Source organism: Psychroflexus tropicus DSM 15496 (assembly GCF_000378765.1).
Classification (GTDB): Bacteria; Bacteroidota; Bacteroidia; order Flavobacteriales; family Flavobacteriaceae; genus Psychroflexus; species Psychroflexus tropicus.
The window spans coordinates 265,742-290,739 of record NZ_KB905345.1 but is presented as its reverse complement, the minus strand read 5'-3'; the positions used below and the strand labels follow the sequence as shown (position 1 = coordinate 290,739).

General features: G+C 36.3%; 23 protein-coding genes. 11 read left to right on the top strand and 12 right to left on the bottom strand.

Going from position 1 to position 24,998, the window contains the following annotated elements:
• Positions 1-71 precede the first annotated feature (71 nt).
• From ruvX to F598_RS0112350, 5 genes are all read left to right on the top strand, one after another.
• On the top strand, positions 72-479 hold the full coding sequence (gene ruvX / locus F598_RS0112370; RefSeq protein WP_019039381.1) for a Holliday junction resolvase RuvX: 408 nt from the start codon (positions 72-74) through the stop codon (positions 477-479).
• Between the two features lie 104 nt (positions 480-583).
• Positions 584-1,174, top strand: a complete 591-nt coding sequence (def, locus tag F598_RS0112365) for a peptide deformylase (protein ID WP_019039380.1) — start codon at positions 584-586, stop codon at positions 1,172-1,174.
• Between the two features lie 55 nt (positions 1,175-1,229).
• Entirely contained in the window at positions 1,230-1,661 is a 432-nt protein-coding gene (locus F598_RS0112360) for a DUF5606 family protein (protein WP_019039379.1), read from the top strand.
• An 87-nt stretch (positions 1,662-1,748) separates the two neighbouring features.
• Positions 1,749-2,528, top strand: a complete 780-nt coding sequence (mazG, locus tag F598_RS0112355; protein WP_019039378.1) for a nucleoside triphosphate pyrophosphohydrolase — start codon at positions 1,749-1,751, stop codon at positions 2,526-2,528.
• A 102-nt stretch (positions 2,529-2,630) separates the two neighbouring features.
• Positions 2,631-3,101, top strand: coding sequence for a DUF4168 domain-containing protein (locus F598_RS0112350; RefSeq protein WP_019039377.1), 471 nt, complete (start codon positions 2,631-2,633; stop codon positions 3,099-3,101).
• 48 nt (positions 3,102-3,149) lie between these two features.
• Here the strand turns inward: F598_RS0112350 and F598_RS0112345 are convergent, their stop codons facing one another.
• From F598_RS0112345 to F598_RS0112305, 9 genes are read right to left on the bottom strand one after another with little or no spacing between them, the layout of a single operon-like run.
• On the bottom strand, positions 3,150-5,063 hold the full coding sequence (locus tag F598_RS0112345) for an endonuclease (protein WP_019039376.1): 1,914 nt from the start codon (positions 5,061-5,063) through the stop codon (positions 3,150-3,152).
• Positions 5,064-6,275, bottom strand: a complete 1,212-nt coding sequence (locus F598_RS0112340) for an RsmB/NOP family class I SAM-dependent RNA methyltransferase (RefSeq protein ID WP_019039375.1) — start codon at positions 6,273-6,275, stop codon at positions 5,064-5,066.
• A 30-nt stretch (positions 6,276-6,305) separates the two neighbouring features.
• Entirely contained in the window at positions 6,306-6,752 is a 447-nt protein-coding gene (locus tag F598_RS0112335) for a hypothetical protein (RefSeq protein ID WP_019039374.1), read from the bottom strand.
• Complete coding sequence (locus F598_RS0112330) at positions 6,742-7,242, bottom strand: hypothetical protein (protein ID WP_019039373.1); 501 nt, start codon at positions 7,240-7,242, stop codon at positions 6,742-6,744. Before F598_RS0112330 ends, F598_RS0112335 begins: the two co-directional genes overlap by 11 nt.
• 31 nt (positions 7,243-7,273) lie before the next feature.
• Positions 7,274-7,813 carry an RNA polymerase sigma factor gene (locus tag F598_RS0112325; protein WP_019039372.1) on the bottom strand — a complete coding sequence of 180 codons (540 nt, stop codon included), beginning with the start codon at positions 7,811-7,813 and terminating at the stop codon, positions 7,274-7,276.
• 6 nt (positions 7,814-7,819) lie between these two features.
• Complete coding sequence (locus F598_RS0112320) at positions 7,820-9,649, bottom strand: ABC transporter ATP-binding protein (protein WP_026302706.1); 1,830 nt, start codon at positions 9,647-9,649, stop codon at positions 7,820-7,822.
• Between the two features lie 5 nt (positions 9,650-9,654).
• Positions 9,655-11,376 carry a phospho-sugar mutase gene (locus tag F598_RS0112315; protein ID WP_019039370.1) on the bottom strand — a complete coding sequence of 574 codons (1,722 nt, stop codon included), beginning with the start codon at positions 11,374-11,376 and terminating at the stop codon, positions 9,655-9,657.
• A gap of 11 nt (positions 11,377-11,387) precedes the next feature.
• Positions 11,388-12,338, bottom strand: a complete 951-nt coding sequence (locus F598_RS0112310; RefSeq protein ID WP_019039369.1) for a glycosyltransferase family 2 protein — start codon at positions 12,336-12,338, stop codon at positions 11,388-11,390.
• A gap of 5 nt (positions 12,339-12,343) precedes the next feature.
• Positions 12,344-12,859, bottom strand: a complete 516-nt coding sequence (locus F598_RS0112305) for a DUF4199 domain-containing protein (RefSeq protein WP_019039368.1) — start codon at positions 12,857-12,859, stop codon at positions 12,344-12,346.
• Positions 12,860-13,038: 179 nt separating this feature from the next.
• On the opposite strand from F598_RS0112305, the gene F598_RS15740 reads away from it, so the two are divergent.
• Genes F598_RS15740 through F598_RS0112290 form a run of 3 tightly spaced genes read left to right on the top strand, consistent with a single transcriptional unit; the run spans position 13,039 to position 16,565 of the window.
• Positions 13,039-13,524, top strand: a complete 486-nt coding sequence (locus F598_RS15740; protein ID WP_019039367.1) for an acyl-CoA carboxylase biotin carboxyl carrier protein subunit — start codon at positions 13,039-13,041, stop codon at positions 13,522-13,524.
• Between the two features lie 40 nt (positions 13,525-13,564).
• Complete coding sequence (gene accC, locus F598_RS0112295) at positions 13,565-15,031, top strand: acetyl-CoA carboxylase biotin carboxylase subunit (RefSeq protein WP_019039366.1); 1,467 nt, start codon at positions 13,565-13,567, stop codon at positions 15,029-15,031.
• Positions 15,024-16,565 carry an acyl-CoA carboxylase subunit beta gene (locus F598_RS0112290; RefSeq protein ID WP_019039365.1) on the top strand — a complete coding sequence of 514 codons (1,542 nt, stop codon included), beginning with the start codon at positions 15,024-15,026 and terminating at the stop codon, positions 16,563-16,565. Before accC ends, F598_RS0112290 begins: the two co-directional genes overlap by 8 nt.
• Positions 16,566-16,613: 48 nt before the next feature.
• Here the strand turns inward: F598_RS0112290 and argS are convergent, their stop codons facing one another.
• The gene (gene argS, locus F598_RS0112285) at positions 16,614-18,392 is read right to left on the bottom strand and encodes an arginine--tRNA ligase (protein ID WP_019039364.1); all 1,779 of its coding nucleotides are present in this window, start codon (positions 18,390-18,392) and stop codon (positions 16,614-16,616) included.
• A gap of 90 nt (positions 18,393-18,482) precedes the next feature.
• Between argS and F598_RS0112280 the strand changes: the two genes are divergently transcribed.
• Both F598_RS0112280 and F598_RS0112275 read left to right on the top strand, forming a co-directional pair.
• The gene (locus F598_RS0112280; protein WP_019039363.1) at positions 18,483-18,908 is read left to right on the top strand and encodes a hypothetical protein; all 426 of its coding nucleotides are present in this window, start codon (positions 18,483-18,485) and stop codon (positions 18,906-18,908) included.
• A 3-nt stretch (positions 18,909-18,911) separates the two neighbouring features.
• Entirely contained in the window at positions 18,912-20,339 is a 1,428-nt protein-coding gene (locus F598_RS0112275; RefSeq protein WP_019039362.1) for an SDR family oxidoreductase, read from the top strand.
• On the opposite strand, the gene F598_RS0112270 is transcribed toward F598_RS0112275, so the two are convergent.
• Positions 20,340-21,308 (bottom strand): hypothetical protein, encoded by a 969-nt coding sequence (locus F598_RS0112270; protein ID WP_019039361.1) that lies wholly within the window; start codon positions 21,306-21,308, stop codon positions 20,340-20,342.
• 83 nt (positions 21,309-21,391) lie between these two features.
• Here F598_RS0112270 and F598_RS0112265 point away from each other — a divergent pair, with 83 nt between their 5' ends.
• Positions 21,392-22,549 carry a cysteine desulfurase family protein gene (locus tag F598_RS0112265; RefSeq protein ID WP_019039360.1) on the top strand — a complete coding sequence of 386 codons (1,158 nt, stop codon included), beginning with the start codon at positions 21,392-21,394 and terminating at the stop codon, positions 22,547-22,549.
• On the opposite strand, the gene F598_RS0112260 is transcribed toward F598_RS0112265, so the two are convergent.
• Positions 22,535-24,991, bottom strand: coding sequence for a TonB-dependent receptor (locus tag F598_RS0112260; protein ID WP_019039359.1), 2,457 nt, complete (start codon positions 24,989-24,991; stop codon positions 22,535-22,537). The genes F598_RS0112265 and F598_RS0112260 overlap by 15 nt on opposite strands.
• Positions 24,992-24,998 lie beyond the last annotated feature (7 nt).

The window sequence follows — 24,998 nt, the reverse complement described above, 5'->3', positions numbered from 1 at the left end:
TGCGAAGATAATGTTTATGGTCAAATTCAAAATGACGAATCATAGCTTATATTTGCATCTCAAATAATATTATGAAGACTAAAGTATTAGCCTTAGATTTTGGTATCAAACGAACGGGTATCGCTATTTCTGATGAAATGAAAATGATAGCCTCAGGCTTAAAAACTATAGATACCAGGCTATTGATGGATGAATTAAAGGCAATTATTAAATCTGAAAATATTGACACTCTGGTAGTTGGTCAACCTAAATTTACCGACGGAAAACCCATGCAACTCGAAAGAAATATCTTGTTTTTTATAGAGGATATTCAATCCTTATTTCCCAAGCTTAAGATCGAAAGACTAGACGAACGATTTACCTCTAAGATGGCCTTTCAAACGATGATAGATTCTGGGCTGAAAAAGAAACAAAGAAAAAATAAAGCACTTGTAGATGAAATTAGTGCTACCATACTACTTCAGAATTACCTCAACTAAAAGGCGCGTTTAAATTTTTCATTTCTTAAATTGAAAAGAAATAAAACCTGTATTTTTGTAGATCAGTTTAAAAGGGAAATTTTCACAGATACAAAATTGAGATCATGATATTACCAATTGTTGCCTATGGTTCTCCAGTCTTAAAGAAAAAAGCGAAAGAAATTTCAAATGATTATCCAGAATTGGACCAGCTCATTGAAGACATGTTTGAAACCATGTATAATGCTAATGGGGTTGGGTTGGCAGCACCTCAAATAGGCTTATCCATTCGCCTTTTTGTTATTGATGCAAAACCTTTCGCTCAGGATGAAAACTTAAGTGAGGAAGAAGTCAAAGAATTAGAATCCTTCAAGCGTGTGTTTATAAATCCTGAAATTGTAGAAGAACACGGTATTGATTGGGATTTTAATGAAGGATGCTTGAGTATTCCTGATGTACATGAGGATATTTTCAGAAAACCTGAAATCAAAATTAACTACGTCGACGAAAATTTTGTTGAAAAAACTGAAGTGCTGAATGGTCTTCCTGCAAGAGTTGTTCAGCACGAATATGATCATATTGAAGGTATACTGTTTACCGATAGAATTTCAAATTTAAAAAAGCGATTGATCAAAAGCAGACTTACAAATATTACAAAAGGTAAAATTGACGTAGGCTATAAAATGAAATATCCGTTAGCTAAAAAAATGCGCTAAACCTATTCTATATTTTAAACAAATTGCATATTTGCCAGCCAAAAAACTATACTAAATGAAACTTGACAAAGTATTATCTATTTCTGGAAAACCTGGACTTTTTGAACTTAAAGCTCAAACGAGAGGAGGTTTTCTAGCTCAATCATTAGTAGACGGTAAAAAGATTCCAGTGAGTATGAGAAATAATGTGAGTATTCTTAGTGAAATTGCTATTTATACTTATACTGAAGAAATACCACTTAGAGAAGTTTTTCAAAAAATCTATGATAAAGAAGAAGGAAAACAAGCTATAAATCATAAATCATCAAAAAACGAACTCACAGATTATTTTAGTGAGGTCCTTCCAGAATATGATGAAGATAGAGTCTATCCTTCTGACATTAAAAAAGTAATACAATGGTATAATTTATTGATTTCTAAAGAAATCACTGATTTTTCAGATCCGAAAGCAGAGGAGGCTAGTGATGATTCTGAAAAAGCAAAGTAGCAACTGATACTATTTAAATAAATTGAAACCCTTTGAGAAAAACTCGGAGGGTTTTTTAGTTGAAACCCTTACCTTTAAAATAAAAACATGTATTCAAGATCAAAACAACTTAAGGCTTTTGAACGACTTTTAGATATCATGGACGAGCTTAGAGAAAAATGCCCTTGGGACAAAAAGCAAACCATGGAATCTTTACGGAATCTTACAATGGAAGAGGTTTATGAACTGGGAGATGCCATTTTAGACAAGGATTCCACTGAAATTAAAAAAGAGCTCGGAGATGTATTGTTACATATAGTATTTTATTCAAAAATAGGAAGTGAAACGAAGGATTTTGATATCGCAGAGGTCATAAATGCTTTATGCGAAAAATTAATTAATCGACACCCACATATTTACGGAGATGTGAAAGCTGAAGATGAAAATCAGGTCAAAGTAAATTGGGAAAAGCTTAAGCTAAAAGAAGGGAATAAGAGTGTGTTGAGTGGAGTTCCAAAATCACTACCAGCACTTATTAAAGCAAGTAGAATTCAGGATAAAGTCGCAGGCGTAGGTTTTGATTGGGAAAAGCCAGAGCAAGTTTTTGAAAAGGTTGAGGAGGAACTCTCAGAACTACAGGAAGAAGTTAACCAAAATCAGCAGGACAAAATAGAAAGTGAATTTGGAGATGTTTTATTTTCGATGATCAACTATGCACGATTTCTCAAGGTAGATCCCGAAACCGCTCTGGAAAGGACTAATAAGAAATTTATCTCAAGATTTCAATACCTAGAGAAGAAGGCTAAAGAGCATAACTTAGATTTATCTAAGATGAGTCTATCAGAAATGGATAAGTTTTGGAATGAGGCTAAAACATTAAAACTTTGATAAAGTTTAGAAGTTTATAGTTAAACCCTCTAATAATATATCTATTCATTTGGGAGGCTTTTAAAAAATAGCAATATTGCAACAAATCTTAATAATTAAATCATGAAAAAAGCAATTTCAACATTCGGCATATTTTTATTTACTGTATTTGCCGTTTCAGCCCAAGCTCAAGAACAAGTAACTGATGCTCAATTGAAAAAATTTGCAGAAGCTTACCAAAGTGTTCAAATGTCCAATCAAGCCATACAGCAAGAAATGGTTGAAGCAATAGAGAAAGAAGGTTTATCTCCAGAACGCTTTAATGAAATTTATGAAGCTGATATGGATCCGGAAAAGGATGTAGAGGCGACAGAAGAAGAAATGGAGCAACAAAAAGCAGCCATGACTAAAATCCAGGAAATTCAAAAAAGTTCTCAAGAAAAAATGGAGAATAAATTGAAAGAAAAGGGTTTAACTCTTCAACAATTTCAGGACATAGGGGCGCAGGTTCAAAAAAATCCAGAATTACAGCAAAAGTTGCAAGGTATGATGATGAAAATGCAGACTGGCAATAATCCTATGAAGAAAAACTAAAATAGCCTTTAATATCAAATCAAAAAGACCAGATTTATCTGGTCTTTTTTAGTTTAAAATTAATCGTTTGACTTTTGAATTTAAATCTTGATTAATTTTTATAAAATAAATTCCTTTTGGCAGTTGACTAAGATTAGCCATGTATCGCTTTTGATAAGTAGTTTTACTGAAGACTTCTTTTCCAGCGATATCATAAACTTTAATAGATTTGAGACCTGTGGATGAAAAATTCAGATAAAAGCGTCCACTTTCACTTGGATTTGGATACAAAGTAAAATCAAATTGTTCTTCGAATTCAGCATTTGATAATAGGCTTTCTCCAGTAATACTGAAGTTATCGATAGTCCATCGTGTTGCTTCATCTCCATTGGTTGTATTGTATCTAAAGGCAACATATACGTTTTCTCCACTTAGTTCTGAAATATCAATTGATTGTGCTTCATATGTAAATAGCGAATTATCGCCTTCTGGGTGACGAGGTATATTGATATTGGGGATTTCTTGCCATTCAAAATTTGACGGATTTTCATTTCCATTGTAAGCTGTAGAATAGAGAAGTTCAAGCTTTGAGTTTCCAAAGGAAGCAGCAGCCCATAGGCTCAATCTTTCCTGCTCATAGATATCAAAATTTAATGGATGACTCGTGATGAGCCAATCTAAACTTTGGACTTGTCCTCCTAGAAATCCATTCATCTGGTATCCTCCTGAACCATTTTCTCCAAAAGTAGGAACACATCCCCAATTGAGACTGCTTACCTCGCTGATAGATACAAAATGATCTATCCCATTTTCACAGTCATCGAAATCTTCGTTTATAAGATAATTAGGATCTGCTAAAGTCGTTATTTCAATTTCGTTACTGTACTCCGAAAAATTATCGCCCTGATCTACAGCATAAACTCTAAAATTATAAAGTGTTTCTGCATTTAAGTCTTCAACCGTAAAATTTGACTGATTTGATGGAGAGGTTCCTATCTCTACATCGTCCTGTTCTATTATATATCTAGCAACGGCTACATTATCTTCTGATGGTGTCCATGAAAGCTCAACACTTGAATTTGTGATTTGATTGGCCTGCAGATTTGTTGGCGGGGTTGGAGCCTCATCATCCATAAAATCTCCCCAGATCCTAAGTACAAACTCTGGATGATCAATGAGAGGATTTCTGTTTGACTGGAATTGGAATCCATTATTATTTCTGTCGATCTCCCTTTGACTAACCGGGTCCTGGAGATGCCATGAGACCAATAGGTTGATATACCATTCCACAAAAAAATCTTGTGGATTGTCAGCCAGGACCTGATTGCTACTCCAGCTAGAATTAAATTCATCTTCATACCTAATAGCAAAGTATAAGACAGATCTGGCGATATCTCCTTTAAATTCATCTATGGGTTCAAAAACAATACCTAAATACCCAGGAAAAACATTGGGACCTCTTTTAGAGCCATTTGAAGATGTGTAAGTTGGATTGGTGACCTCACCAAAGGGAAAACTGCCTCTTGCTCCGTTTACTGCTCCGTCCGAAGGTACCACATGAAAATAATCATTTCGCATTGGAGAGGCACTATTGAAGGTGGACTGTGGTACTAAATGCTCTCGATTGTAGCAATCTCCTTCATCTGAATAATTTCCGCAATTATTTTGAAAATGCTCATAATTATAATCATCCGCACCGGCTATAATTTCAGAATACATGTCTAATACTGTACCATCTTCTTCAAAATAATCATCGGTATCTCCACTGTTTTCTGTGGCATAGGCATCATACAGGGCAGCATATCCTTGATCCTGATGGATCGGAAATCCATTAAAATCATCTATATCATCAATGCAAACCTTCAAGGCACTTTTTAGTTGAAATCCATTGAGTCCTTGGGTGTTGGAGTAGTATCCTTCTGGAGCTTGAGAGAAACCCAGGGTGAAAGACAAAACGAAGAGGAGGATAAGGCTGTTTTTCATTTATTTAGATTTTTTGAGAACAGCAAAATAAAAACCGTCGAAACCCGATTTGTGAGCTAGTATTTTTTCGTCCTTTTGAAGTTGAAAACCATCGCCCGATTCTGAATTTAAAAACTCTTGTACCTGAAGTTGATTTTCTGAAGGTAAAACTGAGCAAGTGGCATATACAAGTAATCCTCCAGGCTTTAGCATTTTACTGTAGTTTTGAAGTAGCTGTTGCTGTTTTTTCTTAATATCAGCTAAGAATTCTGGGGACAATTTCCATTTGGCATCTGGGTTACGTCTTAATACACCTAAACCAGTACACGGTGCATCAATAAGGACTCTATCTGCAGACTCATTCAATTTTTTGATGACTTTAGTAGAGTCAATTAGACGAGTTTCTATATTATGTGCTCCGGCACGTTTAGCTCTGCGCTTCAATTCTTTCAGCTTGTTGGAGAAAATATCCATAGCAATAACTTGTCCTTTATTCTGCATCAGTGCGGCCATATGTAAGGATTTTCCTCCTGCTCCTGCACAAGCATCAATGACCCGCATTCCTGGCTCTAGGTTGAGGGCATGAGCCACTTTTTGAGAAGAGGCATCCTGAACTTCAAAATAGCCCTTTTTAAAAGCATCAGTTTTAAATACATCTGCCCTTTCATACAATTCAAGCGCTTCTGGATAGCCTTTTATGGGTTTTGTTGGAATAAATTCTTCGTCTAATTGTATTTGAAGCTTCTTCGGAGTGACTTTTAGTGTATTAGTTCTTAAAATTACTTTGGCTTGCTCATTCAGGGCTTTAATTTCTTCCTCCCATAGTTTACCTAGTTCTTTGCGACCTAGCTCATCCATCCAGTCAGGGATAGATTCAGAATATTTTGTGATTTTAGACAATTCATCGAAGCGACCTTTTATTCGTCTGGTAGGCGTATCTTCAAACTGTTTCCAATCCGGTATTTCGATACCTCTCAAGGTTGCCCATACGGTAAATAATCGAAAAAGATTTGGTCTGGAGAACGGTTCATTTACATCTGCAATTTCAGAGTAAAGTCTTTTCCATCTTACAATATCGTAAGTCGTTTCGGCAATGAAGCCTCTATCTCTGGAACCCCAGCGTTTATCTCTTTTTAAGGTGTTAGATATCTCTTTGTCAGCGTATTTGCCTTCGTTAAAGATGAGGTGTAAGGTGTCTATGACGGCGAAAACTAAATTTCTATGTAAGCGCATGATTATAATTTAATCTGCAAAAATAGATATTTAGTCTTTAGATGACTTGTCAGATTGATATTGTTTCAAAAGTTTTTTATTGAAGTCGTACTCTGCTTTTTTAAGCATCATAATTTGCTTTGGAGTAATGACGTCTTTTAAGCTTTCTACAAATTCTTCCCTGTATTCTACACGAGACCTCTTATACGCCATGTAGTCTTGAAGTAAAGCCTGCGATTCTGACTCGGAAAGTGACTTTACCTTGCTTAATCTCGACTTGATCGATTCCCATTCATTAGATCTCAGCTTATCGTATTTTTTGTTGTATTTGGTATACACAGGCCAAAAGCGCTTGGCTTCACTAGTGGACAAGTTGAGTTCTTCAGTGAAAAAAGCAATTTTAAGCTGTTCTATCTTTTCTGCCTCAGAATTTTGAGCCATCCCGATCTGACTGAAGCAAAAAGCCATCAGCAGAATTAAAAAGTGTTTAATCTTCATTATTATAGTCTTGTTCTTCAAGTTTATCATCTAAGTATTCAAAAATATCTTCATCATCTAATTCAGAAATATTGGACTCCAAATTCTTTTTTATCGAGGTAGAATTATAGTCGATAAATTCGTCTGGAGATTCTAGATTGTATTCTAAATAACGCTCAATCATGTCATTGTCCAAATCAGAAAATTGAATGTTTTTTTCTACACTAATACTATCAATATAAAATGCACCTGTAACAGCAGCAACAACAATAGAGGCTGCTGCAACCCATTTTTTCCATGGATTAAAAGGTATAAGCTTAACATCGTTCGCCTCAACCGGCATATCGACATTAAAATCTGAAAAGTAAGTTTTAGGGACTTTAAATCCAGATTTTTTTGTCATATGATCAGTCTTAACTTCATTAAGTACTGAAGCTTCTAAAGATTCAAAATAACCTTTAGGCACCTTAAATCCCAGTTTATTTTCTTTTGTGTTTTTAGATGCTTTCATCACTAATTAGACTTGCTTATATATTAAAGGTTTAACCCTCTTTCAAAAATTTTTCAACTTTCTTTCTGGCATGGTGGTAGTTAGACTTTAGCGCGCCTACACTGGAATCTAGTATTTCCGACATTTCTTCGTAAGGTATTTCTTCAAAGTATCTCATATTAAACACTATCTTTTGCTGCTCAGGAAGAGTTTCTATTGCTTTTTGCAGTTGAAGTTGAATGGCATTCCCTTCAAAATAGACGTCACTTTCTAAAGAATCTATAAGATAATCATTTAATTCCTGGTCTGACAGTTTCATTTTCTTAGCCTTCTTATTCAAAAATGTAATCGATTCGTTGGTTGCTATACGGTACATCCAGCTAAAGAGTTTGCTTTCCCCTTTAAAGGATTTGATGTTTTTATAAACTTTGATAAATGTATTTTGTAAAACGTCGTCGGAGTCTTCGTGAATCTTCACTAAGGTTCTGATATGCCAGTATAATCTTACTTTGTGTTCAGAAATAAGAGCCTGAAAGGATTCATCAGTCTTGATTCCTTTTTGTAAATTCTCTATGATTTCCTGTTCTTTCAAAACTACTTATTCAAAAGATTGCATATTAACCAACTTTCTATATATACCATCAGCAGACATCAACTTATCATGTTTTCCCTGTTCCACAATTTCTCCCTGATGCATCACTAAAATGTTATCAGCATTTTTGATGGTAGATAATCGGTGGGCAATCACAATTGAAGTCCTGTTTTGCATCATGTTTTCTAAGGCCTTTTGGACCAGCTGTTCACTTTCGGTATCTAATGCAGATGTAGCTTCATCCAGAATCATAATTGGAGGATTTTTTAGCACAGCTCTAGCAATAGAAATTCTTTGCTTTTGGCCTCCACTCAATTTTCCTCCGCTATCTCCAATATTCGTGTCCAGGCCTTTGGGTAAAGTCATGACAAAGTCGAACGCATTTGCAATTTTCAGTGCTTCAAATAATTCGTCATCAGAAGCATCCGGCTTCCCAATCTTTAGATTCTCTTTGACTGTGTCATTAAAAAGAATTGAATCTTGAGTGACCAGACCCATTAAATTCCTTAATGAACTTTGTTTTATTTTTTTGATATTGACGCCGTCAATTTTAATCTCACCTTCTTCTAGATCATAAAATCGAGTCACCAGGTTTGCGATGGTAGACTTACCACTTCCCGATTGACCGACTAAAGCAATGGTTTTTCCTTTCTTGACGGTTGCATTAAAATTTTTCAGCACATATTCTTGTTCGTATTTAAAGGAAATATTTTTTAAAGTCAACTCTGAGTTAAAATCTTCCTTTTTTTTCGCATTGATGTCATCCTGAATGGTATTTTCAGTTTCTAAAATATCAAGAACACGTTCTGCGGCTGCATTACCTTTTTTTACATTATACGAAGCTTTTGAAATTCCTTTTGCAGGCGTCAAAATGTTATAGGCCAATCCCATATAGGCGATGAATGTACTTCCATCTAGACTACCTTCTAGCAATACCATTCTTCCTCCATACCACAATAAAACAGCAATTACAGTAATTCCTAAAAATTCACTTGCTGGTGAAGCCAGATTTTGTCGATTTAAAAGTGAATTTGAGAAGTTGTAAAAATTCTGAGTTGAAGCTTTGAATTTATTATAAAAGATAGATTCTGCATTGAAACCTTTAATGATTTTTAAACCTCCAAGGGTTTCTTCAAGGATCGATAAAAACGTGCCTTGTTCCTGCTGAACTTTGTCTGATTTCTTCTTCAAGGATTTTCCGATCAGTGAAATGATAAAACCAGAGATAGGAATAAAAATGAACACAAATATAGTTAACTCGACACTGATGAATAACATCGCCCCTATGGTGAATAAAATGGTTAAGGGTTCTCTTACTATCAATTCTAAAATGGATAAAAAAGAATGTTGTATTTCTAAGACGTCACTGGTAACTCTTGCAATGGTGTCTCCTTTACGCTTTTCAGAATAGTGAGATAAAGGAAGCTCGATGGTTTTTTTATACAAGGCGTTTCTCAAATCTTTAAGTACTCCATTTCTTAAAAAGGTAATGAAATACATAGCGATGTAATTGGATATATTTTTAAGAAAAAATAAAATAATGACCAAACTAATGACCAACACTAAGGCCATCGAGGCATCATCCTGTGCAATTTCATTAACCTGAAAGGATAAATAGTCTTTAAAGTAATCTTTAGCTTTTCCTATTCCCTCGTATACTGGCGGTTCCGTAATCTTTTCAGCATCTTTACCTTTGAACAGAACATCTAGCATTGGTATTAAGGCTATAAACGAAAGCGCACTGAACAGGGCGTAGAACACATTGGCAATAATGTTCAATATTGCATAGTGTTTATAGGGTTTCGCAAAGCGGATAATCTTTTTGAAGTATGTCATACGATTTATTCAGTCAATCCTAAGTCTGTTTGTATTTCTTTTATTTTGGAATCTAAAACTTGTTCTACCTTTTCAAAATCTGAAGTTTGAGATAGTGTAGTATTTACACTGATGTAAAACTTTATTTTAGGCTCTGTTCCGCTAGGTCTTGCTGCGACTTTTGTTCCGTTTTCGGTATAAAAAATCAAAACGTTTGACTTCGGAATTTCAATATCATAGGTCTCATGGGTCTGTAAATTCTCAGCCTTTGAGCTCAGATAATCTTCAACGAGAACCACTTTCTCGCCAGCAATTTCTTTTGGTGGATTATTTCTAAGCTGAATCATTTTCTCTTTGATTTCTTCTGCTCCTTCAATGCCTTTCTTTACAAGAGATACGAGGTGTTCCTTAAAGAAACCATGATCTTTATAAATTTCTATAAGCTTCTCGAAGACCGAAGTGCCGTTAGCTTTAAGCTCAGCGGCCATTTCACAGACCAATAAAATTGCTGTGTTGGCATCCTTATCTCTTACGAAATCACCAACCATGTAGCCAAAGCTTTCTTCTCCACCCCCAATGTGATTTTGGCTTGGATGATCCTTAATGAGTTTTGCGATCCACTTAAAACCTGTAAGACTCTCCATATACTTAACTCCGTAAGCTTCAGTTAAAACTTTCATCAAGGGGGTTGAAACTATTGTAGAAGCAACGAAGTGAGAGTCGTTAAGGCTATCATTTTTTTTCATTTTGTCAAGTAAGAACCAAGTCATCAGTACCATGGTCTGATTTCCATTAAGCAGGCTTAGCTCTCCACTTTTGTCTCTTACAGCTACACCAAGCCTATCGGCATCAGGATCGGTTCCAATAACCAAATCGCTTCCTTTTTCTTTGGCAAGTTGTATCGCCAATTCCAAAGCTTCGGGCTCCTCGGGATTTGGAGATTTTACAGTTGAAAAATCTGGATCAGGTTCAGACTGAGATTCAACCAAATGAAGGTTGGTATAACCTGCTTTATCCAGTAATTTTGGAACAGTGGTAATCGCTGTACCGTGCAAAGATGTGAAGGTAATATTTAGATCACTTTTGATATTAGCGGATAAATCAAAACTTACCTTTTCAACCGCTTTTTTAATGTAAGCATCTTCAACAGAACTATCTAAAACAGTTATCAATTCAGAATTTCCTTCAAAATTAATATCTGTAAAGTCTAAACTATTGATTTCTGAAATAATTTCCTTGTCCTGTGGGGGTACCAACTGCCCGCCATCTTCCCAGTATACTTTATAACCATTGTACTCTGGAGGATTGTGACTCGCGGTAAGCATAATTCCACACTGACATTCAAGATGTCTTACAGAATAAGATAAAAGGGGAGTAGGTCTTAATTCTGGAAAAATATAAACATGTATTCCGTTGGCCGAAAATACGTCGGCCACCTGATGAGCAAATTTTTTGCTGTTATGTCTACAATCGTAAGCAATGACGACCTTCAACTTTTCATCGGGAAACACAGATTTCAAATAATTCGAAATTCCTTGTGTATTCTTTCCTAAAGTATATTTATTTATTCTGTTGGTTCCCACACCCATCACCCCGCGCATTCCACCAGTTCCAAAACTTAAATTTTGAAAAAAACTTTCCTCCAGCATTTTAGGGTTGTTGTCCATTAAAGATCTAACTTCTTCAACAGTGTTGTTATCGAATGTGTTGGATAGCCAAGATTTAGCTTTATCTAGGATAGAACTCATTTTAATATATTTTAAATTTTTTCTGAAATTTGATAGCGTTTATGTTGTCGTTTAGTTCTCAATAGTAACTCGCCCAAAAAGCCAGCTAAAAACATTTGAACACCAATAATCATAGAGCTTAAAGCTATGTAAAACCATGGATTATCTACTACTAAAATATTTGGCAGACCATTCCATAATTTATAGAGTTTGGAAGCACCAATCCAAATTGCCGATAAAAATCCAACAAAAAACATAAGCACCCCAATAGCACCAAATAAATGCATTGGCCGTTTGCCAAATCTTGCAAAAAACCACAGTGTTACTAAGTCTAGAAATCCATTTATGAAACGCTCTGCTCCAAATTTGGTTTTCCCATATTTCCTTGCTTGATGTTTTACTACCTTTTCATCGATTTTATTAAAACCAGCCTGTTTAGCTAAAACTGGTATATACCGATGCATTTCTCCATTAACATCAATAGATTTAACCACTTCTAATCTATAGGCTTTCAACCCGCAATTAAAATCATGCAATTTAAGTCCAGAAGTCCATCGGGCAGCTTTATTAAAAAGTTTTGAGGGTAAATTTTTGAACAGCACAGAATCATATCTTTTTTTCTTCCACCCCGAAACCAGATCGTAGCTTTCTTCTTTAATCAATTTAAAGAGTTCGGGGATTTCTTCAGGATTATCCTGTAAATCTGCATCCATAGTAATGACAACATCGCCTTGAGCTTCTATGAATCCTGCGTGTAGAGCCTGAGATTTACCGTAATTTTTTTTAAAATTTATACCCTTTACGGCAATGGATTCTTGAGCTAAGGACTGGATGAGTTCCCAGGAATTATCTGTACTTCCATCGTTGATGAAAATGATTTCATATTTGAAATGATGTTCCTCCATAACCGATTTGATCCAGTTATGTAGTTCGTTCAAGGATTCTGACTCATTAAGCAGAGGGACAATGATGGATAGATCCATAAATTTTAATTGTTTCGCTTTACCAAACCGATGATCAGCCCTACTAAAAAGGTTTTAAAAATAATAGAAAGTAAGGCTATGGTAGCTAGTACAAAAGGCGAGGCAAAGACACCAGATACATTTTTAGTCATTTCAGCTTCTTCTTCACTCATTTGTTGTTTTTCAATTTCAGCTTGAATTTCTGCATCCATATCAGACTTCATGCTTTCAATAAATTCCGGCTGTACAAATTCATAATGAACATAAGTATATCCTGCGTATAAAATACCGCCCAGAACTCCTATAGCTAAGCTTAATTTAATAGAGGTCATAAGGTCAAGTCGGCCCTCATTGTCATTTTTATACAGATGAATTGCATACCAAACAATACCTACTGTAATGGCAAAATTCATTAGTGAAATAGCAGTATTTTGCTCATAGTTGAAGAGATAAAGCAAAACCAAAATTAAGATGGAATAGCCTCCAAAAAGCACTCCAAATTTTTCTGCATAAGGTTTTACGGGGAGGTTATCGTGTTGCATTGACTGAATTTATAGACTACAAATATAACTAATCACTTGTATTATCAATCTGTTCAATTATTGGATTGTTTGTAAATGCGTTCTTTTTAAGCTCAGCTATTAACAGAATTTATTTGATTTCTTTTTGAGGAGGTAAAAGCATAGAAAATCTTTTATATTTACGCACAAACATAATAAACATGAAACATTTGCTTAAAGCTAAAGTAAATGATGAGCATGAATTTGAATTTAATCAAGACCAAATTGAAAGTTTAGATGTTCAGGAAACATCTTCTGGTCTTTACCACCTGCTCGTCAACGATAAATCTGTCAGTTCAGAACTCATGGAGTCTGATTTTTTGAATAGGACCTACACTATTAAAATTAATTCTAATCTATATAAGGTCGAAATTTCTAACGAACTGGATGTTTTGATAAAAGATATGGGCCTTTCATTGTCGGCTAATCAAGTCATCAATGAAGTAAAGGCTCCCATGCCAGGAGTGATTTTGGAAGTGGCTGTTGAGGAAGGCGATGAGGTGAAAGAAGGGGATAACTTACTGGTCTTAGAAGCCATGAAAATGGAGAATTCTATTTTGGCTCCCAGAGATGCTACCATCAAAACCGTTCACGTGAATAAGGGAGGTACAGTAAGTAAAAATGAAGTTCTAATTGAAATGGATTAAAAAATCAAGATTAGAACAAAATCCTATTAAAACGTTTAAAATGAAAAAAATATTAGTAGCCAATAGAGGAGAAATAGCCTTGCGGATTATGAAAACCATCAAACAGATGGGTATTAAAACCGTGGCTGTTTTTTCTGAGGCAGATAGAAATGCTCCTCACGTGAGATTTGCAGATGAAGCTATATGCCTAGGCCCACCACCTTCTAATCAATCTTACCTTTTAGGAGATAAAATTATAGAGATGGCAAAATCTCATCAGGTAGACGCAATTCATCCCGGATATGGATTCCTAAGCGAAAATGCAGGCTTTGCAGAAAAGGTTGAAAAAAATGGACTTGTTTTTATAGGTCCAAAATCACATGCTATCAAAGTGATGGGCGATAAGCTTTCAGCAAAAGAAACCGTGAAATCCTATGATATTCCAATGGTGCCAGGGATAGATGAAGCAATTACAGATGTCAAAAAGGCCAAGGAAATCGCTGATGAAATAGGTTATCCAATTTTGATTAAAGCCTCTGCGGGAGGTGGAGGAAAAGGAATGCGAGTAGTGGAGCAGGAGAGTCAATTGGAAGAACAGATGAAGCGGGCCATAAGCGAAGCAGAATCTGCCTTTGGGAATGGTGCTGTTTTTATTGAAAAGTATGTAGGCTCACCAAGACACATAGAAATACAGGTCCTTGCAGATACACATGGAAATGTAATACACCTTTTTGAAAGAGAATGTTCAGTACAGCGTAGGCATCAAAAAGTTGTAGAAGAAGCTCCATCTACAATTTTAACTTCTGAATTGAGAGCTAAAATGGGAGAGGCAGCGGTGAATGTTGCCAAGTCTTGCGATTATGTGGGAGCAGGAACCGTAGAATTCTTGATGGACGAAAAAAAGAATTTCTATTTTTTAGAAATGAATACAAGACTTCAGGTAGAACATCCTGTCACCGAAATGATCACAGGAATAGATCTAGTTGAGCAGCAAATCAGAATTGCTAGAGGAGAAGAGCTTCAAGTCCAACAAAATGATCTAACCATCAATGGACATGCATTAGAATTAAGAGTCTATGCAGAAGACCCTACCGATGATTTCCTACCAAGCGTTGGAACTTTAGAACGGTATCGCAAACCTTCTGGCAAAGGTGTCCGAATAGACGACGGATTTGAAGAAGGAATGGAAATTCCTATTTACTATGATCCTATGCTATCTAAGCTAATCACTTACGGTAAAACTAGGGAAGCTGCTTTGCAGCTTATGGAGGAATCGATCAATCACTATGAGGTCAAAGGTGTGGCTACAACTTTACCTTTCGGGAAATTCGTTTTCAATCATGAAGCCTTTAGATCTGGAGATTTTGACACACATTTCGTTAAGAAGTATTATACGCCAGAGGTTCTGAAAGAGGAAGAAAAAGAAGAAGCACATTTGGCAGCTTTAATGGCATTGAAATTATACCAGGCTGATCAAAAAACATTAAGAATACCAGAAGTTACATCAGAAATAAAACCCAATGAGTAAAAATATAGAACAACTTCAAGATAAACTTAAACAAGCAGAGCTTGGTGGTGGTCAAAAGCGTATTGACAAACAGCACGAAAAGAAAAAACTAACGGCCAGAGAACGCGTTGAGTATTTACTGGATGAAGGTTCTTTTGAAGAAATTGGTGCTTTAGTGACCCATAGAACTACAGATTTTGGAATGCAAAACCAAATTTATTACGGTGATGGCGTGGTCACGGGTTATGGTACTGTCAATAATAAGTTGGTTTACGTGTATGCTCAAGATTTTACTGTATTTGGCGGTGCACTTTCAGAAACCCATGCTGAAAAAATCTGTAAATTGATGGATCATGCTGTTAAAGTAGGAGCGCCTATCATAGGATTAAACGACTCAGGTGGGGCAAGAATTCAAGAGGGGGTAAGATCCCTTGGAGGCTATGCCGATATTTTTTATCGCAATGTCCAGGCTTCAGGTGTTGTGCCACAGATTTCAGCGATCATGGGCCCTTGTGCAGGAGGAGCTGTTTATTCACCGGCAATGACAGATTTTACCTTTATGGTAGAAAATACAAGCTACATGTTTGTTACAGGACCTAATGTGGTAAAAACCGTTACTAATGAAGAGGTTACCTCCGAAGAGTTGGGTGGGGCAAGCACACACTCTACTAAGTCGGGAGTAACACATTTCACCTCTGTCAATGACGTAGAGTGCTTAGAACATATTAAAACCTTATTGAGTTATATCCCTCAAAACAATAAAGAAACCCCAGAACATTTTCCTGTTCAATTAGAAGATGAGGTAAGAGAGAGTTTAGATTCTCTTATTCCAGATAGTCCGAATAAGCCTTATGATATGCACGATGTCATTAAAGGAATTATTGACGAAGATTCTTTTTTTGAAGTCCATAAAAACTATGCCGATAACATTATTGTTGGGTTTTCCAGAATAGGAGGAAGAAGTGTTGGAGTCGTAGCAAATCAGCCTATGAGTTTAGCTGGTGTTTTGGATGTGGATGCTTCCAAAAAGGCCGCTCGATTTGTAAGATTTTGTGATGCTTTCAATATCCCATTACTTGTACTTGTGGATGTCCCTGGATTTTTGCCTGGAACAGACCAGGAATGGAATGGTATCATACTTCATGGCGCTAAGCTACTTTATGCTTTAAGTGAGGCGACCGTTCCGAGAGTGACTGTGATAACCAGGAAAGCATATGGAGGCGCTTATGACGTCATGAATTCTAAACATATTGGCGCCGATCTTAATTTTGCCTGGCCAACGGCAGAAATTGCAGTAATGGGTGCCAAAGGAGCTTCAGAAATTATCTTTAGGAAGGAAATACAGGAAGCTGAAGACTCTGAGTTGAAGTTATCTGAAAAAGAAGCTGAATATGCCGAGACCTTCGCCAATCCGTTCAAAGCAGCGCAACGCGGATTCGTAGATGAGGTGATTATGCCAAAGGAAACTCGTCGTAAGTTAATTAAAGCTTTCGCTATGCTTGAAAATAAAGATGTTCAACGGCCTAAACGAAAACACGGTAACATCCCTTTATAATCAAAAAAAGCCTCAAATTGAGGCTTTTTTTATGGAGATTGCAGAGAATTACATTCTTTGAGGCACCTCAATGCCAAGAACAGCAAAACTTTTTTTAATTACTTCCCCTACAATTCTTGCGAGTTCTACTCTAAAGTGAATCTGATTGGAGTCATCAGCGCCAAGTATAGAAATGTTTTGATAAAAGGAGTTAAATTCTTTTACCAAATCGTAAACGTAATTGGCTACCAATGCAGGACTGTATTGGTCTGCAGCCTGCTGAATGATTCCTGGAAATTCATTCAATTGTTTAATCAATGATTTTTCTTTATCGTCAAAATTATAATTAGTAACATCCAGGGAATCTGCCTCAGTGTTTGCCTTTCTCAGGATAGATTGAATTCTCGCATAGGTGTACTGAATAAAAGGACCGGTATTACCTTGAAAATCTACAGATTCTTTTGGGTCAAAGAGTATTCTTTTTTTAGGATCTACCTTTAAAATGAAATACTTTAAGGCTCCAAGACCAATCATTTTATAGAGTTGGTTTTTTTCAGCCTCATCGTAGCCTTCAAGTTTTCCTAGCTCTTGTGATATGGTTCTCGCTGTTTCAATCATTTCATCAATCAGGTCATCGGCATCTACCACATTTCCTTCTCGACTTTTCATTTTTCCACTAGGAAGGTCCACCATACCATAACTTAAATGATACAGATTATCGGCCCATTTGAAGCCTAGTTTCTTCAAAATAAGAAATAGTACTTTGAAATGATAATCCTGTTCATTTCCAACGGTATACACCATTTCATCAATGTCATAATCTGTAATCCTCTGTATAGCAGTGCCGATGTCTTGTGTCATGTAAACCGCGGTGCCATCAGATCTAAGAACGATTTTCTCATCAAGACCTTCATCCGACAAATCTATCCATACACTTCCATCGTCTTTTTTATAAAAGACACCTCTTTCCAAACCCTCCTTAATATGATCTTTTCCTAAAAGATAGGTTTCACTTTCGTAGTAGTTTTTGTCAAAGTCAACACCAAGCTCTTTATAAGTTTTTTCAAAACCTTCGTACACCCAGTTGTTCATTTTTGACCAAAGGGCTACAGTCTCTTCATCTCCAGCTTCCCATTTTTTAAGCATGTCCTGTGCTTCAATAAATATTGGGGTTTGCTTTTTAGCTTGCTGTTCAGCTGTACCCTGTTGAACAAGTTCTTTGATTTCAGCTTTATAGGCCTTGTCGAACTCTACATAGTACTTACCTACTAAATGATCGCCTTTTACTCCAGAGTTTTCTGGCGTTTCTCCATCACCAAATTTCTGCCAGGCGACCATACTTTTGCAGATATGAATTCCTCTATCGTTGATGATTTGGGTTTTATACACTTGTTTACCAGCAGCCTTTTGAATTTCTGCAACAGAAAAACCGAGCAAATTATTTCTTACGTGACCCAGGTGTAGTGGTTTGTTGGTATTTGGAGAAGAGTATTCTACCATCACCTTATGACTTTCTGGGGTAACCTCTTTAAAGCCAAAATTTTTATCCTGATGAATGTCTTGAATCAGTTTAGAGAAGTAAGTTTCAGAAAGGGATAAATTCAAAAATCCTTTAACCACATTAAAGGCCGAAATTGTTTCAGACGCCTTGACTAAATGCTCGCCAATTTGTTCACCTAACTGAACTGGGTTGGTTTTTATATGTTTTAGGAGTGGGAAAACGACAAGTGTAAGATCACCTTCGAATTCTTTTCTAGTGAGTTGAAAATCAAAATCTTGAACTTCTACTTGATGAGTGTTTTTTAAAAAAGTGGTTATGTGCTTAGAAAGTTGTGTTTCTAGGGTCATAGTTATTCAGTTTCAGTTGCAAAGATAATCTAAAATTTAGAGGACTTTCCAAGATGTGAGTGCGGAATTAAGTATATTTCAAATAAAAACATGCTTTTAAATGTTTCTTATAACCGTCCTAAAATAAAGGAACAAATCAATAATGAAGTTGGTCCACCTTTCACCTTTATGGATAGAATAAAGATGGGCGGAATTGGATCTGGAAAACTCGCGATCCACTCTTCAAGTATTCAAATACATAACCTCTTAATTTTAGACAATAACCTTAACACCTGTGGTGTAGAGATGAGACCCAAGGGAATTATATTGACTTTTAGATCCCTGCTTGAGACTTTTGCTTTGGTCATCCCTTATTATAAATTAAAACTTTATAAGGGTCAGGCTCAGGTCTACTCTATATACATGGATAATTATTTTGTAAAAGTAGAAGCTAAAGAAAAGCGTAATCATGAATTCTTAAAAAGGATTCTGAAATATAAATCAGATCATTTTTCAAATGATTTTGAAAATTATTAAACAATGAAAATTTTACTCACTGGAGCCAATGGTTACATTGGCATGCGGGTTTTGCCTTTGCTTTTAGATAGCGGACATGAAGTGGTCTGTGCAGTAAGAAGTGCAGATCGACTTTCGGTAGATAAGGAAACCAAAAGTAAAATTCAAATTGTGGAAGTGGATTTGCTGGATGATGTTCAACCCGATCTCTTCCCAAAAGATATTGATGCTGCCTATTATCTGGTTCATTCCATGACGAGTTCTAATTCCAACTTTTCTAAGAAAGAAAGAATAACTGCAGAGAACTTTAATACTTATATGAAAGCAACCTCTGTAAAGCAGGTCATTTTTCTAAGTGGTATTGTGAATGAAGATAACCTCTCAGAGCACTTGGAGTCTCGAAAAAATGTAGAATCTATACTTTATAAAGGAGATTATAATTTAACAGTAATCAGAGCAGGAATTATTGTAGGCTCTGGCAGCGCTTCTTTTGAAATTATAAGGGATTTGTGCGAAAAGCTTCCTGTTATGATTACACCAAAATGGGTGAATACCAAATGCCAACCTATTGGGATAAGAGATGTCTTAAAGTTTTTGACGGGAGTTTTAGAAAAGCCTGAAACTTATAACGATTCCTTTGATATTGGAGGTCCGGATGTGTTATCCTATAAGGATATGATGAAAGGTTATGCAAAAGTGAGAGGGTTAAAACTGACTATATTTAACGTTCCGGTTATGACCCCAAAGCTTTCCTCTTATTGGCTATATTTTGTAACCTCTACTTCCTATAAATTAGCGGCCAACCTGGTAGATAGTATGCGCATTAATGTAATTGCTAAAGATCATAGGTTACAGGATATTCTCGGTATTAAACCCCATACCTATGAAGAAGCCATTGAAATGGCTTTTGTGAAAATAGAACAGAATCAGGTGATTTCGAGTTGGAAAGATTCTAAAGTGAGCAGCCGCTACTCTCAGAAGGATTTGAATAAATATATTAAAGTCCCCAAGTATGGTTGCCTTCATGATCATCAAAATATGAAAGCTAGCGATCCAGATTTGGCACTAGAAAAGATATGGGCTATAGGAGGTAAAAATGGCTGGTATTACGCTAACTTTCTTTGGAAAATAAGAGGTTATATCGATAAACTGGCTGGTGGTGTAGGCTTGAGAAGAGGGAGAACTAATCCCGATAAGATCAACCCTGGAGATTCTTTAGATTTTTGGAGAGTTCTCATGGCAGATAAGGAAGAAAAGCGCTTGCTTTTATTTGCAGAAATGCGCGTACCAGGGGAGGCCTGGCTGGAATTTTTTATAGATGAGAATAATGTCGTTCATCAGAATGCAACCTTCAGACCAAAAGGCTTAAGAGGTAGGCTCTACTGGTATTCTATGTTGCCTTTTCATTATTTTATTTTTAATGGAATGCTGACTCAGATTTGTAAATCTTAATTACTCCCTGAAATCAATCACTTCATTTGAAGTTGGAAAAGAAAAGGTTCCAAAGCCCTGAGAATTGAATCGAATAGTGCGCTCATTTTCAATATTTTGAAGAGTTATATTGTTAAAAACAACTGTAATATTAAAGTTTCTGGAAACGACGTTATCCCTAAAAAAATCTACAATTACTTCTTCTGATATACTGGCATCTAAATAATTAGGAATTCCATCATCATTACTATCATCATCCCTAGGATTCAAGACAGGCTCCTCGGGGGTGCCTTCTTCAAAGGCATTAAGATCTTCATTACGAGTAAGCACTCCATCACCATCATCATCTTCATCCAAATAATTCCGCACCCCATCTCCATCAGTATCTAAATCAATATCAGAATCGTCTGTTCCTCCTATTTCGACCACTGTAGGTACATTATCATTATCATCGTCGATGTCCAAAAAATTTGGAATGCCATCTTGATCGGTGTCATGACCAAACACATCTCCAATAAAATTACCTTCACTGTCTGTTGCTCGTTCATTAAGGTCGGGGATTCCATCCCCATCCGTATCCACTCCCTCACCTGAAGCCCTAGAAATGGTAAAGAGGACGCTACCGCCGTTAGTGCTTGCAAACTCTTCTACCACAGTAGGTTCTCCAGGAGGGATCTCCTGGCAGAAGTAATCATTACTCTCTACACTGGAGCTAAGGCGTCTGTAATTTATTCGATTAGACCCATCTATTTCAACAGTAAACTGAACTGGATCAATAATATTTTCAATATTTTCTAAAATATTTTCCTCGAATGTGAAAGAAATAGCTTCATTCGATTCAGTAACGATATGTAAGACTTTACGGTTATTTTCAAATTCACAGAGATTAAGACTGGAGTCCGCATCGAAGTTGAAATCACTTACGATAATGTCTCCATCATCGCAGCTTAAGCATACTGCTATAATCATCAATAAAATTACTCTTCTCATAGTCTTAAATCTATCTTCAAAGATATAACACTTAGCTGATTTCAATTTAATTTGAAGTAATTTTGTATTAGAAAATTTAAGCGATGAATTCAGTTTATTTAGATAACGCCGCTACGACTCAAATCGATGATGCAGTAGTTGCTGCCATTAATGAAAGCATGAAATCCAATTTTGGTAATCCTTCTTCTACCCATGCGTTTGGGAGAAAAGCAAAAGCGGCGGTTGAATTTGCTAGGAAGTCAATAGCTTCATTATTAAACGTTCAATCAGCAAATATAGTTTTTACTTCTGGTGGGACCGAGGCAGACAATATGGCTATCTCCTGCGCTGTGAGAGATCTTGGTGTAACGAGAATTATTTCTTCTAAAATTGAGCATCATGCCGTTTTAAATTGTGTTGAATTTCTAGAGGCTGAACATAAAATAAAACTTCAGTTTGTAAATTTAGATGAAGATGGGGCTGTAGATCTTAAACACCTTGAAAAACTTTTAGCAGAACAGCCCCAGGAAAAAACGCTAGTTTCCTTAATGCATATCAATAATGAGATAGGTAATATCTTAGACCTCGAATCTGTCTCTGCCTTATGCCAAGACTATGAAGCTTACCTGCACAGTGATACTGTACAATCTGTTGGGCATTATCACCTTGACCTATCGAAGTTGCCAATTGACTTCGTTGCTGTGAGTGCTCATAAATTTCATGGTCCTAAGGGAGTGGGTTTCTTATACGTTAAAAACAGAGGTCAACTCAAACCTATGATTCACGGTGGGTCACAGGAACGAGAGCTACGCGCTGGAACCGAAAGTGTGCATAATATTATTGGACTTCAAAAAGCCATGGAAATTGCCTACGAAAATTTAAACAAAGACTCCAACTATATTAGGTCTTTAAAATCTCATTTTATTAACTCGCTAGAAAAAGAGATTCCTGGAGTAAGATTTAATGGACTTTCTGGAGACTTAGATAAAAGCACTTACACCTTAGTGAATGTAAGCATTCCTTTGTCTGCTTCAGAATCTGATATGATGTTGTTTCAATTAGACCTTAAAGGAATCGCCTGCTCCAAAGGTAGCGCATGTCAAAGTGGAGCTCAGTTAGGTTCTTTTGTGCTCAATGAAGTTTATGGTGAAGAATTGGATTATCCTGGTATTCGTTTTTCTTTCTCAAAATTCACAACCCAAGCAGAATTAGATTATGTTGTTTCAACATTGAAGAGCATTGTCTTTTCAAAAGCGAGCTGAAAGTTTTAAATTAAAAACTCGTGGACTCAAAAAATTGGGAATCGCAAATTGATTTCTAGAAGAGGCATCTCTTACAAAAGTGTTGGTGATTGAATTCAATCGGTCAAACATATTAAACACCTCGAATCCTACATCTACATTTTCAAATATATTGAGCCAGTGATTCTTTTTGAAGTTGTCATTCGGTTCTTTTAAAGCATAGAAAAAGCCTACATCTACCCGTTGGTAATCTGGAAGTCGATTCTGAAAATCATAAGGATCCTCAAACTGAGGAGAACCTCCAGGTAAACCTGTGTTATAAACCAGATTTAAATACAATTTCATTTTTGGAAAATTGGGAACATAATCTTGAAATAAAGCAGCAAATTTTAAACGCTGATCTGTAGGTCTTGAAATGAATTCCCTGTCTCCTTGCCGTTCTTCAGTCTTGAGATAGCCAAAACTAAACCAACTTTCTGTCCCCGGAACAAACTCTCCATTCAACCTCATATCTAGCCCATAAGCATAAGCTTCTGCATCATTTCTAGCTCTATAACGAATCCTTACGTTTTCGATAGTGTAAGGATTGACGTCGTTGAGTTGTTTGTAGTATGCTTCAGTGACCAGTTTAAAAGGCCTGTCCCATAGCTGAAAGCTGTAATCATTTCCTGCAACCAGATGAATAGATTCCTGAGCTTTTACGGTTGGGATGACGGTTCCAGTAGAATCCCTAAGTTCTCTATAAAATGGGGGTTGGTGATAAAAACCACCAGATAACCTAAAAAGCATATCTTTTTCCCAATCTGGTTTTAATGATATTTGTGCTCGTGGACTTACAACCTGTTGAGTATTAGATTCTATATTTTCTCCAGAAACTCTCCAGGCTTGAGTTCTCACACCTGCATTCATCCATAATTTTGAATTTCCAAGGCTTGTCCTGTAGCTCCATTGTAAGAAGGCGGTGAGACGATCTATTTTGGTTGAGTTTAAAGCCCTGATACTTATAAATGGTTCAATGGCCGCATCAAAGGGATTGTATGGTTGATCATTGTTAAAATCTGGGAGAGGCGGTCGAATGCTAAATCCAGCAGAGTCTATGACTTCATATTCCTGAAGGCGATCACGAATATCTTCATGAGAATAGCGGGCTCCATATTCTATTAGGTGTCCATCCAGTTTATGCGAAGCTAAATGCTGTACGTTAAAAATTAAAGCATCAAGATTATTTCTGGCATGAGTAAACTGAGATCCTGCACCTTCAGTGAAATCCACTTCTCCTAAATTGCCGTCTCCAAAGTCAGTACTTACACTTCCTAGTCTGTAGTTGGCTAGAATGTCAAAATGTTCTTGCTCTTTAGTGTGATAAGCAGAGGCAATAAGTTTTCCAGTATAATTATCATTTGGCTTGTAAGTCGCCTTAAAAGCTCCAAAATAGGTTTCATAAACGTCCTCTTCTTCACCTTCGTAAAAAACGAGTAAAGCTTGCGGGTCATCTATGGTGCCAAAATTAGTTTGCCTTGTGAAGGGCTCATAATTGTATGTATTCACGGCGATATTACCTAAAAAGCTAAGTTCAAATTTTGAGCTAAATTGGTAGGTTAAGAAGGTTTGGATATCCGCAAACCTTGGTCTAAAGTTAGCTTCAATATCTTTAGAGTTTACAAACAATGAATTGTCTCGATACCTTAGTCCAACTATTGCCGAAAGCTTTTTATCTTTTGAAACCCCCTCAACCGAAGCGCTCCCGCCTAAAAAACTAGCTTCAAAACTTCCTCCAAAACTTACAGGCCTTCTGTATTCAATATCCAATACAGAAGACATTTTATCTCCATACCTAGCTTTGAATCCCCCTGAAGAAAACTCAACATTTCTCACCAAATCTGTATTCACAAAGCTCAAGCCTTCCTGCTGACCACTTCTTATTAAGAAAGGTCTGTAAATTTCAATATCGTTTACGTATACCAGATTTTCATCAAAATTACCTCCGCGGACTGAATATTGAGTACTCAATTCGTTATTGGAATTTACTCCAGGTAGGGTTTTCAATAAGTTTTCTACACCTGCATTGGCTCCTGGTATTTTCCTTACGGTTTCTGGATCTAATGTGGTTACCCCTTCAATTCTTGCTCTACCTTCATTTCGTAAAACTACTTCTCCTATTTGTTCAACGTTAGTTTTCAAAACAAAATTGAGTTCTTCAACCTGTTTTGGCTTAAGCTTTAAGGTTAAAGTTATAGGTTGAAAACCTACATAGCTAATTTTAAGTTTTACATCAGTATTGGCTGGAATAGAAAGTCGATAAAACCCATTTGAATTGGTAACTGTACCTCCTGAATCGCTGCTGACGTTAGCAAAGGCTACGATGTTGTTATTTTCATCAAAAATTAATCCCTGAACAGTTGCAGTTTGCGCATGGATACCTTGAAATAGACCAAGAAGAACAAATATAAAAAGGTGTTTCAAATTGAAT